Source organism: Enterobacter sp. WCHEn045836 (genome assembly GCF_003965585.1).
In the GTDB taxonomy this organism is placed as follows: Bacteria; Pseudomonadota; Gammaproteobacteria; order Enterobacterales; family Enterobacteriaceae; genus Enterobacter; species Enterobacter dissolvens.
This window is the reverse complement of the sequence record NZ_RXPT01000025.1, coordinates 40,377-53,526: the sequence shown is the minus strand read 5'-3', so window position 1 is coordinate 53,526 and position 13,150 is coordinate 40,377. Positions and strand designations below refer to the sequence as shown.

Genomic DNA, 13,150 nt, shown 5'->3' with positions numbered 1-13,150 from the left:
TTTATCGTACAATAAGCCCGCCTGTTTTTAACATCTCGGGTATTAAGGGGTAGGCCCGGCTGAAAAGCGATGGCGATCACAGCGTTACCTGCAGGCGGAATGTTTAAAAGCAATGAGTATGTTGTAACTATTGAGAGAATAAAAAAAACGCGACCCGAAGGTCGCGTAAACGGATAATCAAACTTACTTATTTTTATTGGAATTACGGCCATATACCAGCCACGTGATCGCGACGCAGGCAATATAGAACACGAGGAAAACTTTCATGGCGCCAGCCGGGGAGCCGGTCAGGTCCAGCGAAATCCCGAACGCTTTTGGAATAAAGAAGCCACCGATAGCGCCAATCGCGGAGATAAAGCCCAGCGCTGCCGCCGTATCCGTTGCCGCTTCACGCATGGCCTGCTCTTCGCTACCGCCCTGCGCTTTCACGCGGTCCATGGTCAGCTTACGGAAAATCACGGAAATCATCTGGAAGGTGGAGGCACTTCCCAGCCCGGCCGTCAGGAACAGCACCATAAACACGCCGAAGAAGGCGATGAAGTTACCCCCCTGGCCGTCGGCTGGCAGCGTCAGGAACAGCAGCGCACAGAATACCGCCATCACAACGAAGTTAATCAGCGTCACGCGGGTCCCGCCCAGACGGTCAGAGATCATACCGCCCAGCGAACGCGCCAGCGCACCAATAAACGGCCCAAAGAAGGCGAACTGCAGGATCTGTACATCCGGGAACTGGGTTTTCGACAGCATGGCAAAGCCCGCGGAGAAACCAATGAACGAGCCGAAGGTCGCCAGATACAGCAGCGCCATCACCCACAGGTGGCCGCGCTTCAGCACCGGCAACTGCTCGCTCAGGGATGCCTTCGACGCAGACAGGTCATTCATAAAGAACCAGGCCGCGAGGGTAAAGATCACCAGGAACGGTACCCAGATCCAGGCCGCGTTTTGCAGATACAGGGAAGAGTCATCTGCCTGCGTCACACCACCGCCGCCAAACGCCGCGAAGATAGAGACGGAGATTGCCAGCGGTGCAATCAGCTGCATTACGCTGACGCCCATGTTACCCAGGCCGCCGTTGATCCCCAGCGCACCACCCTGCTTCGCTTTCGGGAAGAAGAAGCTGATGTTTGCCATGCTGGAGGCGAAGTTTGCGCCCGCAAAGCCACAGAGCAGAGAGATGATCACGAACACGCTAAACGGCGTGGAGGTGTCCTGCACCGCAAAACCGAGCCACACGCAAGGCACGATCATGATACCGGTACTGAACGCCGTCCAGCGACGCCCGCCAAAAACCGGCACCATGAACGCGTAAGGCACGCGCAGCAAGGCTCCCGACAGCGACGGCAGCGCGGTCAGCATAAACAGCTGATCGGTGGTAAAGGTAAAACCGACCTTAGGCAGGTTCACTGCTACCGCGCTGAATAACATCCATACGCAAAACGCTAACAATAAACATGGAACGGAAATCCACAGATTTCGGCTTGCGACACGGTGGCCGCGCTGCTGCCAGAACGTCGGATCTTCCGGACGCCAGTCAGTTATAACGGCACCATTTTCCCTTTCGGGAGCGGATGTGTGACTCATAGACACCTCTGATTCTCGAATGATGCTGCAAACATTAGGGTTTTAGGCCGGCGGTAAGTTGATATAAATCAAAGGAAAAGTGGGAGGATTTGCGGCGAAAAAAAAGCCATCATCCTTAGTGAGTAGGACAATGTGGTAAAAAAGACGTGGTTTTTCACAGGACTGACGACTCCCGGTCATTCCCTCCCCCTGAGTCTTACCCCTCTGGCAATTTAGAGGTAATCCTTTATTGGTATGGGTATACTCCAGGGTATGCACCAGAATAGCGCCATTCCTGCAAGCAGGCCACGTCAGGAGCCCGGCAACTCTATGTTAAAAAGATGTTTATCTCCGCTGACACTCGTTAACCAGTTGGCACTGATCGTTTTGCTGTCCACCGCCATCGGTGTGACCGGCATGGCGATTTCCGGCTGGCTGGTACAGGGCGTACAGGGTAACGCGCATGCCATCAACGAGGCAGGCTCCCTACGCATGCAGAGTTATCGTCTGCTGGCCTCGGTGCCATTAACCCAGGACGATCAGAAGCTGATCGACGATATGGAGCATACGGCGTTCAGTCCTGAACTGGAAAGCGCTGCGATACGTGCCGGTCAGGAACCCCAGCTTAAAGCCCTTCAGGGCTACTGGCATACCCAGCTGGAGCCGGGTTTAAAACAGGCGAAAACCCCTGATACCGTTGCCCGTGACGTCGCCGGGTTCGTTTCACGCATTGATACCCTGGTCTCCTCTTTCGATCAAACCACCGAATTACGTATCGACCGGGTGGTCATGATCCACCGTGCGATGGCGCTGTTTATGGGCCTGCTGCTGATTTTCACCATTGTCTGGCTGCGCGCGCGGCTGCTGAACCCCTGGAAGCAATTGCTGGCGATGGCCCGCGCGGTGACCGCACGAGATTTTACCCAGCGTACCCACATCAGCGGACGTAACGAAATGGCGATGCTGGGCCAGGCGCTGAACACCATGTCGGCCGAGCTTTCCGAGAGTTACGCGGTGCTGGAAAAACGCGTGCAGGAGAAGACCGCCGGGCTTGAGCAGAAAAACGAGATCCTCTCCTTCCTCTGGCAGGCTAACCGCCGTCTGCATATGCAGGTGCCGCTGTGTGAACGTCTTTCGCCGGTTCTGAATGGTCTGCAAAAGCTCACCCTGTTGCACGACCTGGAACTACGGGTGTACGACATGGAAGATGAAGAAAATCACCAGGAGTTTACCTGTCAGTCTGACGTCACCTGTGATGACAAAGGCTGTCACCTGTGCCCACGGGGTTTACCGCCGCTAACCACCAGCGGCACGACGCTGAAATGGCGGCTGACGGACAGTCATACCCAGTACGGTATTCTGCTGGCAACCCTGCCCGCCGGGCGTCATCTGAGCCACGACCAGCAGCAACTGGTGGATACGCTGGTTGAACAGCTGACGGCCACGCTGGCCCTCGACCGCCATCAGGAGAAGCAGCAGCAGCTGATCGTGATGGAAGAGCGCGCCACCATCGCCCGCGAACTCCATGACTCCATTGCCCAGTCGCTCTCCTGTATGAAAATGCAGGTAAGCTGTCTGCAAATGCAGGCCGCAGAAATGCCGGAAAGCAACAAACAGCTGCTGAGCCAGATCCGCAACGAGCTGAATACTTCCTGGGTACAGCTTCGCGAGCTGCTGACCACCTTCCGCCTGCAACTCACCGAGCCGGGTCTGCGCCCGGCGCTGGAAGCAAGCTGCCAGGAATTTAGCGCAAGACTGGGCTTCCCGGTGAAGCTCGATTACCAGTTACCGCCCCGCTTTGTGCCATCGCATCAGGCCATTCATTTACTGCAGATCGCCCGCGAAGCGCTGAGCAACGTGCTGAAACACGCTGACGCGACGGCGGTGACGGTTACCGTTAGCCAGCACGATAATCAGGTGAAGCTCACGGTTCATGACAACGGCTGCGGCGTGCCGGAAAATGCCGAACGGACAAACCATTACGGTTTAATTATCATGCGAGACCGCGCCCAAAGCCTGCGCGGTGACTGCCAGGTTCGCCGGCGAGAAACAGGTGGCACAGAAGTGGTCGTCACCTTTATCCCCGAAAAACCGCTCACAACTATCCACGGAGAAACCCATGACTAATCAGGAACCGGCATCCATCCTGTTGATTGACGACCATCCGATGCTGCGTACTGGCGTAAAACAGCTGGTCAGCATGGCACCTGATATCACCGTCGTTGGTGAAGCCAGCAACGGTGAACAGGGCATTGAGCTTGCCGAATCGCTTGATCCTGATTTGATCCTGCTCGATCTGAACATGCCAGGCATGAACGGACTGGAAACGCTCGATAAGCTGCGCGAAAAATCGCTGTCCGGACGCGTGGTGGTGTTCAGCGTCTCAAACCATGAAGAGGACGTGGTCACAGCGCTAAAACGAGGCGCAGACGGCTACCTGCTGAAAGACATGGAGCCGGAAGATCTGCTCAAGGCCCTGCAACAGGCTGCCGCAGGTGAGATGGTACTGAGCGAGGCATTAACCCCGGTGCTGGCCGCCAGCCTGCGGGCAAACCGCGCCACCTCCGATCGCGATGTCAGCCAGTTAACCCCGCGCGAGCGCGATATTCTGAAGCTGATTGCCCAGGGTCTGCCGAACAAAATGATCGCCCGTCGTCTGGATATCACCGAAAGCACGGTCAAGGTGCATGTGAAACATATGCTGAAGAAGATGAAGTTAAAATCCCGCGTTGAAGCCGCCGTATGGGTGCATCAGGAGCGTATTTTCTGAGGATTACTCATCCGGCAGCAACTTCCACCGCGGGTCATCGTCAGGCAACGCGACAAGCGGCTGCACCACCGTCAGCGTGATCTCATTGGATGAGACGCGCTGCCCTTTTTCATCTTCAACCACCGCCGACAGGTGCCAGCGGTTTTTCGCCCCTTCACTGTCATCCCAGGCCGGCATAATCACGCTCCAGCCCTCGCTGCTGTGACTGTTGGCCGGCGAGGTCAGGCTCAATGCCTGGGTATCGCCCTGCCAGTGGATCTGGCGGATACCGTGCGTGCTGCGCACCTGAAGCTTGAGCATCACGGTCTCGCCCCCTTTCAGATCCCACGGCGGGGTCGCCAGCCAGACAGAGAGCGTTTTGCGCTGGCGGAACTCCATCACCGGCAGATTATCCCGCTCCGGCGAGTCATAGCGACTGCCGCGCAGAGAACGGGTGGCGGCGACTTCGCTGGCGGAAAGTTGCTTTGAAAGCGGCACGCCAAAGCGATAGTTGAGCTTAAGCCCAAGGTTGTTCTGACTCACCCCACTCTCGCCTTGCTTATGCGCCGCGGTCAGGGTGACCAGTGGCACCGGGGTATAGTTGAGTCCCAGGTTGACCGCGACCGGGTTGTGATAGCCGGTTCCGCTGTTGAACAGGTCGACGTTGTCACCAAAATATTGCTCGAAGCTAACGCTGGTGTTGAAGTGGTGAAACCAGGGAAGCCAGGCTTTCGCGGTCACGTCATAGCCGCGCGCCATGCGCTGCTCCTGCACGTCGGAACTGTCGCGCCAGCTGGCAAAAGGCTGGTAGTAATTGGCCGACAGACGCAGATTCTCGCCCCACGCTTCTGCGCCAAGCCCGGCACGCTGCAGGTTTTCATCCAGCAGGTTGTCGTAAAAGGTGTTATAGCCGAGCAGCCATTTTCCGGCGACCCAGCGTTGACCGATGCCGGCATTGCTCACCAGGCCGTCACTCTGCTGCGTCAGCCCCAGCTGGCTCCAGCTCAGGTAACGGTTGTTATCATTCCAGGGGATGAACCAGCTCCCGCTGCTGCCGTTAAAGTTCCCGTCGTCATCCACCAGTAAATTGACGCTGGCGTTGCCCCAGGGCGAGAGCAAGGACTCAATCTGCTGATTCACCTCGCCGCTCACTGCGTCACGCACCTGACCAAACGCGAACTGACGCGCCTGCTCGCCGGTGGTAAGGCCGTTATCGGTCATACTGGCTTCGCCAAAGGCTTTTGCCATTTCGGCCAGGTGCTTTTCCCCCTCGTCTGTTGGCGTCGCCATGCCGAGATCGGGCAAACTGTCCCCGTTGTTATCAAAGGGGTTTTCTGCCTGATGCATAAAGGAATTCGGGGCACCGTGAACGGCACCCGCCGTAAGAAGGGGGAGTAATAACAGAAAGCGAATGCGGGACGATACAGCCATCAACGTCGTAAATAAGAACCTGTGTTTATGAGGCAACGCTTTTAATGTTAACGCGATAAGCTGTGAAATGCAGTCTTAGCGCAAATTTCAGGAATATCCTGAACATGATTGTCGCCTTACCCGACACTCTTAGACCATTATCCAAACAGCCCTTTCAGCTCCGGCACGCAGGAGCCGCAGTTGGTGCCACACCGTAGTTTCGCCCCCAACTCTGCGACGGAGCCGCACCCGCCGACAATCGCCTCCCGTATCGCATTTTCCCCGACGCAGTAACAGCTGCAGATAATGCGTCCCGGATCGACACTCTCCCCCGCACTCGCGCCGTTCAGGAGCGCATGTCGCTCCGCAAGCGTCTCAGGAGCCCGACGAAAAGCCTCTTCAATAGTCGCATGCGCCAGCGCTGGCAACGTAGTCCCTTCCCAGAAGCCGAGCATCAGTTCGCCGTGATGCCACGCCAGCACGCTGCTGCGCGTATTTGTCCGGGCAAGTTGCAGCTGCCAGCCCTGCTGTTCGGCATACTCCCTCACCCACGGCATCAACGGTTCATCACCCGCCACCGTCAGGCGTGAGGCTTTGCGCCACCAGTGTACCGAAGGCGGCAGTTCCGGCAGCACACGGGCATACAGCTCTCCCTGCCATTCAGGCTGCCATGGCATGATCCTGACGGCGGTCTGTTTACTTTCCGGCTGGCCGGACCGCGGATCGCAGCGCCCTTCCACCAGCGTATTGACCTTTCCCTGACGGGCAAACTGCGCATTCCAGTGCATGGGCGCGAATACTTCCCCCTCCCTTTGTCCCTCGTTGATATGTACTCTGGCCACCATCACTCCACGCGGAGAGCTGATCCGCGCCAGTTGCCCGTCGCAAAGGGCGAAACGCGCGGCATCTGCGGCGCAGATCTCAACGCAGGGCTCAGAGATATGCTGCATCAGCCCGGGAACATATCCCGTACGGGTCATGGTATGCCATTGATCGCGGATGCGTCCGGTATTCAGCAGCAACGGATATAACGCATCTGACACCGCGCCGTGCGGACGCGGGTCAACGGGCACCATATTCCGCTGGGGAAAATCGCCCGCCGCCCACTGGTAAGGCTCAAGCTGATCCCACGCCTCACGGGTAAGCCCGGCCAGCTCATGCAGATTAAACGCCCGTGCCCCGTCATTCTCAAACGCCGACAGCGCCGCATGTTCACAAAAAATTTCCTGCGGATGTTCCCAGGCAAAGGCCTCACCATAGCCCAGCTGTTTCGCCACCTGCGCAACTATCCACCAGTCCGGTTTTGCCTGGCCCGGGGCAGCCAGAAAGGCGCGCTGGCGCGAGATCCGCCGTTCGGAGTTGGTGACCGTGCCGTTTTTCTCTCCCCAGCCCAGCGCCGGGAAACGAATATGGGCGTAGCGGCTGGTGTCAGTCTCCTGCATCACCTCAGAAACAATGACCAGCGGACAGTTCGCCAGCGCCTGGCATACCGCGTGACTGTCCGGCAGCGAGACAGCCGGATTGGTGCCCATTATCCATACCGCCTTTACCTCACCACGGGCAATGGCGTCAAACAGCTCTACGGCCATCAGGCCTGGGGTTTGCGCCAGCCGTTCTGTCCCCCAGAAGCGCGCCACCCGCGAGAGATCGTCCGGCTCGAAGTTCATATGCGCCGCCAGCTGATTCGCGAGTCCCCCCACTTCCCGTCCCCCCATCGCGTTTGGCTGGCCGGTCAGCGAAAACGGCCCGCAGCCCTGACGGGCAAATTTCCCGCTGGCAAGATGAACGTTAATGATGGCGTTGCACTTGTCGCTGCCACTGGAAGACTGGTTGATCCCCATGGTGTAGAGCGTAATGGCACGCGGCGCCGTAAGGAACCAGTCGTAAAACGTGGCAATCTCCTGTGCATCGAGACCGCAAAACCCGGCCACGCGGGCAATCGGCCAGTCGTCGGCACCCTGAATCAGGTTGAGCAAACCGACAAACAGCCCGGCGTCACTGCCGGGCGCGAGCGCCAGATGCAGGTCGGCAATATCACAGGTGGCGGTTTTACGCGGATCGATCACCACCACTTTCATCTGCGGATTGTTTTGCCGCGCCTGAACCAGCCGCTGATAAAGCACCGGATGCGTCCATGCCGCGTTTGAACCCACCAGCACCACCAGATCGCTGTTCTCCACGTCCTCATAGCTGCACGGCACCACATCTTCGCCAAATGCGCGCTTATAGCCTGCTACTGCCGACGACATGCAGAGCCGCGAGTTGGTATCGATGTTCGCCGCGCCGATAAACCCTTTCATCAGCTTATTGGCAGCGTAGTAATCCTCGGTGAGTAGCTGGCCGGAGGCGTAAAACGCCACCGCCTGCGGCCCCCAGGTGTCGATAATCGCCCGTAACCGCTCGCCGGCCGCGCTTAACGCCTGTGACCACTCCACTTCCAGCCCGTCCACCACCGGGTGCAACAGCCGCCCCTGCAGGCCCGTGGTTTCACCTAACGCCGCGCCTTTGACACACAGCCGTCCAAAACTGGCGGGATGGCGTTCATCGCCGCGCACTGTGACCTTGTCGCCCTCAACCCGGGCCACTACCCCGCAACCGACGCCGCAGTACGGGCACGTTGTTCGGGTTTCATTCATGATGCCTCCGCACGGACCAGCAACGCGTCGTTCCCCACCCACACCTTGCCGTTTTCGATTTTCACCGGCCAGGCGCGCACCGCAGGCTCACCGTTATCCACCTGGCAGCCGTCGCGCAGGCGAATACGCTGTTTATAGAGCGGCGAGATAACCACCGGCTCACCCGCCGCATCGCCAAGAATACCGCGTGACAGCACGTTCGCATCGCTGCCCGGCTCCCGATCGTCAAGGGCATAGACCGCTTTGCCAAAGCGGAACAGCGCGATCGGCTTACGCCCCAGCCGGGCGCCGATCCCCGCCTGCTCCGGGATCTCATCCAGACCGCAAATTTCCTGCCAGCGTTTACTCTCTTCCGTCGCCTGACCGTTCACCGCCGTGCGGAACAGCGCCAGACGGTTCGGATCGTTAAGCGTGGTCTGCCATTCACACTGATACGTTTCCACCACACGGGCCATCTCCTGCTCCAGCTCCTGCGCAATGCCGAGACTGTCATCGAGGATCACCTCCCGCAGATAGTCGAGACCGCCTTCAAGGTTGTCCATCCAGGTGCTGGTCCGCTGCAGGCGATCCGCCGTGCGAATGTAGAACATCAGAAAACGGTCGACGGTACGGATCAGCGTCTCTTCATCCAGATCGCTGGCGAAGAGATCCGCATGTCGCGGCTTCATGCCGCCGTTGCCGCACAGATAGAGATTCCAGCCCTTGTCTGTGGCGATCACGCCGACATCTTTGCTTTGCGCCTCGGCACACTCGCGGGTACAGCCGGACACCGCCATTTTGATTTTGTGCGGCGCGCGCAGCCCCTTGTAACGGTGCTCCAGTTTGACCGCAAGGCCGGTGGAGTCCTGCACGCCATAGCGGCACCAGGTTGACCCGACGCAGGATTTCACGGTACGCAGGGATTTACCGTACGCATGCCCGGTTTCAAATCCGGCCTCCACCAGCGCCTGCCAGATCTCCGGCAACTGGTCGAGCGTGGCTCCAAACAGGTCAATACGCTGCCCGCCGGTGATCTTGCTGTACAGCCCGTAGCGCTTTGCGATCTGCCCGATAGCAATCAGCCCGTCGGCCGTTACTTCCCCGGCGGGCATGCGCGGCACGATGGAGTACGTGCCGTCCTTCTGAATATTGGCAAAGTAGCGGTCGTTGGTGTCCTGCAGCGGCAGATGCGCCGGTTTCAGCAGGTATTCGTTCCAGCAGGAGGCCAGCACTGACCCCACCAGCGGTTTACAGATCTCACAGCCGTGCCCCTGGCCGTAGCGGCTAATCAGCTGGTCGAAGGTACGAATATGGTTGACCCGCACCAGGTGATATATCTCCTGACGTGAGTACGGGAAGTGCTCACAGATATCTTTTTTCACCTCCACGCCCTGCTCAGCCAGCTGGAACTCCATCACCTGTTTCACCAGCGCGCTGCACCCACCGCAGCCGGTCGCCGCTTTGGTGCACTGCTTGATGGTGCCGATGTCCGTCGCACCGGCGCTCACTGCCTGGCAGATATCGCCTTTGCTGACGTTATGACAGGAGCAGATCTGCGCGCTTTCCGGCAGCGCCGCCACCCCCAGCGCTTTTGGCACGCTACCGGAGAAGGCTGGCAAGATGAGCGTTTCAGGCTCTTTCGGCAGGCTGATTCCGTTAAGCATCATCTGCACCAGCGTGGCGTATTCGCTGGCATCCCCCACCAGCACGCCGCCGAGCAGCGTTTTGTTGTCATGGCTGACGACAATTTTTTTATAGATTTGCTGCGGGCCGTGGGTCCACTGGTAGCTCAATGCCCCCGGCGTACGGCCATGGGCATCCCCAAACGAGGCCACGTCCACGCCCAGCAGCTTAAGTTTGGTGCTCATATCCGCGCCGGTGAAGGATTTCTCCTCACCCGCCAGCGTGGCCGCCGCCACGCGTGCCATCTGGTAACCTGGCGCCACCAGACCGAAGATTTTACCTTCCCACAGCGCACATTCCCCGATGGCGAAGATGTCCTTATCTGAGGTCTGGCAGGCGGTATCAATGCAGATCCCGCCGCGCTCGCCGATCGCCAGGCCGCTGCTGCGCGCCAGCGCATCCTGCGGGCGGATCCCGGCAGAGAAGACCACCATATCGGTGTCCAGCTGTTCACCGTCGGCAAAGCGCAGGACCAGACCGTCGTCGGTGGCCGCGATTTCGGTGGTGGCCTTGCTGGTGTGAACCCCGACGCTGAGCGCTTCAATTTTTTTACGCAGCATTGCCGCGCCGTCGTTGTCGAGCTGTACCGCCATCAGATTGGGTGCGAATTCCACCACGTGAGTTTCCAGGCCCAGCTGTTTCAGAGCGTTGGCCGCTTCCAGTCCGAGCAACCCACCACCGATCACCACGCCGCGGCGGGATCCCTTCGCATGCGCGGCAATGTTATCGAGATCGTCCAGCGTGCGGTAGACAAAGCAGCCCGGCAGCGTGTTACCCGGCACTGGCGGAACAAACGGATACGAGCCGGTCGCCAGCACCAGTTTGTCCCAGTGAGTTTCGTGGCCGCTGGCGGTACGCACCACGTGCGCATCGCGATCGATGGCGACGATCTGCTGCGACAGACGCAACTCTATGCCGTGTCTGGCAAAGAAATCGCCCTCCACCAGCGAGAGGGACTCCGCGCTGCGGCCGCCAAAATACTCTGAGAGATGTACGCGGTCGTAAGCGGCATAACGCTCTTCGCCAAAGACGACAATCTGGTATTGCTGATGCAGATTGCGGTTTACGCAGTCTTCAAGAAAATGGTGGCCGACCATACCGTGCCCAACCACCACCAGAGTAGGTTTTGTCATAGCGTTCTGTCCTGCAACCTGCGGTTGCGTCGTAGAGAATCGATCGAACAGCCAGTCCACGTGTGCGGGCGCAGCCGTTGCCAGTAAATCGGTAAATGTTGCCGCGCTGCGGCAATCGCCCATCAGCAGTACGCCCGCCAGCGCACCGCGATGGATCAGTAAGCGACGGTAGTGACGGGTCAGCGGATCCCACGCGTCCCAGACCGTATCCTCCGGTTGCGCCGTTACGCGCCCGACGCTGAAGAGCTCCACGCCGGTGACCTTAAGGCGCATCCCACCGTCGGTAAGGGCAAATGGCGCGGGGGCGTCCCCTGCCAGTCGGGCGGCGAGAATGTCCGCCTGTGCCAGACAGGGGGCAACCAGGCCAAACGTCTGACCGTCGATTTCGCAGCACTCCCCGATGGCGCTGATAGCCGGAACGGAGGTCTGCATCTGCGGGTTGACCACAATGCCGCGGGCGCAGTGAATACCGCTGGCGCTTGCCAGGGCGATGTTGGGCTGTACGCCGGTAGCCAGCACCACGCGCGCGGCGCTAACCTGGCGTCCGTTGAGCAGCGTTACTGAATCTGGCGCGATTGCCGCGATCCCGGACGACAGTTCGCAGCGCACACCGCGCTCCGCCAGCGCCGCCTCCAGCAACAGCCCCGCCTGCCGATCCAGCTGTTGTTCCATCAACCACGGTCCGCGATGCACCAGCGTGACGTTGTCACAAGTCTGTGCCAGCGCCGCTGCCGTCTCAACACCCAGCACGCCACCACCCAACACCACCGCTGGCCCCGGGATCTGCGCAATGGCTCGCGTATCCTCAAGGCGGCGGAAGGTAAAGACGTGTGGCGCATCGCACCCGGGGATCGGTGGCACGAACGGTATCGACCCGGTGGCGAAGACCAGTTCATCCCACGCCAGCGTGGTCTGCGCGGTACGGATTTCCCGTTTCACCACGTCCACGGCGAGCACCTTTCGCCCCCTGAGAACCGTGACGCCGCGCTCGCGGTACCAGGCATCGTCCTGCAGGCGGATCTGTTCCGGGCGTTTTTCCCCACCCAGCACCGGCGAAAGCTGGATGCGGTTGTACGCATGCTCAGGCTCCTCACCCAACACGGTGATCGCGAAGCGGCCAGGCGCACGCCCGGTCAGCGAGGCAATCAGCCGTGTCGCTGCCATTCCATTGCCGATAATGACCAGTCGCATCGTGGTGCCCCCACTACGCCGCTTTGGGCTGTTTTTCATAGAGGAAATGGAGGATCTGCTGGCGCATGTGGTGGTAGCGGCTGTCGTCCGCCAGCTGCACCCGGTTACGCGGACGCGGCAGGTCAACCTCCAGAATTTCGCCGACAGTCGCCGCCGGGCCGTTGGTCATCATCAGCACGCGGTCAGAGAGCAGCACCGCTTCGTCCACGTCGTGGGTGATGAGCACAATGGTGGTGTTGAGCGCCTGCTGAATTTGCATCACCGAGTCCTGAAGATGGGCGCGCGTCAGCGCATCCAGCGCGCCAAACGGTTCATCCATCAGCAACACTTTCGGCTTCATCGCCAGCGCACGGGCAATGCCCACGCGCTGCTTCATGCCGCCTGAGATCTCCCCCGGGCGTTTATGCAGGGCGTGCCCCATCTGCACGCGATCGAGGTTGTGTTCAATCCACTCCCGACGCTCCGCCTTGCTCATGGTGTGGCGGAACACCTGATCGACCGCCAGCGCAACGTTGTCGAAACAGGTCAGCCACGGCAGCAGGGAGTGGTTCTGAAAGACCACCGCACGCTCCGGTCCCGGACCCGCAATTTCACGGTTGTCGCAAATCAATCCCCCTTCCGTTGGCAGCGTGATCCCGGCGATTAAGTTCAGCAGCGTTGATTTGCCGCAACCGGAGTGGCCAATCAGGCTCACGGTTTCCCCTTCGTGGATATCAAACGAGACGTTCTGCAGCGCCAGAAATTCACCGCTGGCGGTAGAAAAACGCTGGCTTACGGCCTGGACCTGAATGATCGGTTTCATGTTCGCT

General features: G+C 59.5%; 7 protein-coding genes. 2 read left to right on the top strand and 5 right to left on the bottom strand.

Annotated features, from left to right (window positions below):
- Positions 1 to 183: 183 nt before the first annotated feature.
- Positions 184 to 1,581, bottom strand: a complete 1,398-nt coding sequence (locus tag EKN38_RS23565) for a NarK family nitrate/nitrite MFS transporter (protein WP_014832262.1) — start codon at positions 1,579 to 1,581, stop codon at positions 184 to 186.
- Between the two features lie 309 nt (positions 1,582 to 1,890).
- Here EKN38_RS23565 and narX point away from each other — a divergent pair, with 309 nt between their 5' ends.
- Together narX and narL are read left to right on the top strand one after the other, a co-directional pair.
- Positions 1,891 to 3,687: a nitrate/nitrite two-component system sensor histidine kinase NarX gene (gene narX / locus EKN38_RS23560; RefSeq protein ID WP_014832263.1), complete on the top strand. Its 1,797-nt coding sequence runs from the start codon at positions 1,891 to 1,893 to the stop codon at positions 3,685 to 3,687.
- Positions 3,680 to 4,330 (top strand): two-component system response regulator NarL, encoded by a 651-nt coding sequence (gene narL / locus EKN38_RS23555; protein WP_003856701.1) that lies wholly within the window; start codon positions 3,680 to 3,682, stop codon positions 4,328 to 4,330. The genes narX and narL overlap by 8 nt, the downstream gene beginning before the upstream one ends.
- 3 nt (positions 4,331 to 4,333) lie before the next feature.
- On the opposite strand, the gene EKN38_RS23550 is transcribed toward narL, so the two are convergent.
- From EKN38_RS23550 to EKN38_RS23535, 4 genes are all read right to left on the bottom strand, one after another.
- Complete coding sequence (locus EKN38_RS23550) at positions 4,334 to 5,740, bottom strand: YchO/YchP family invasin (RefSeq protein WP_043951652.1); 1,407 nt, start codon at positions 5,738 to 5,740, stop codon at positions 4,334 to 4,336.
- Between the two features lie 137 nt (positions 5,741 to 5,877).
- On the bottom strand, positions 5,878 to 8,355 hold the full coding sequence (locus EKN38_RS23545; RefSeq protein WP_014832265.1) for a nitrate reductase: 2,478 nt from the start codon (positions 8,353 to 8,355) through the stop codon (positions 5,878 to 5,880).
- A complete protein-coding gene (gene nirB / locus EKN38_RS23540) occupies positions 8,352 to 12,341 on the bottom strand; it encodes a nitrite reductase large subunit NirB (RefSeq protein WP_014832266.1) in 3,990 nt (1,329 codons plus the stop codon). Before nirB ends, EKN38_RS23545 begins: the two co-directional genes overlap by 4 nt.
- Before the next feature lie 13 nt (positions 12,342 to 12,354).
- On the bottom strand, positions 12,355 to 13,143 hold the full coding sequence (locus EKN38_RS23535) for an ABC transporter ATP-binding protein (protein ID WP_013096250.1): 789 nt from the start codon (positions 13,141 to 13,143) through the stop codon (positions 12,355 to 12,357).
- Positions 13,144 to 13,150 lie beyond the last annotated feature (7 nt).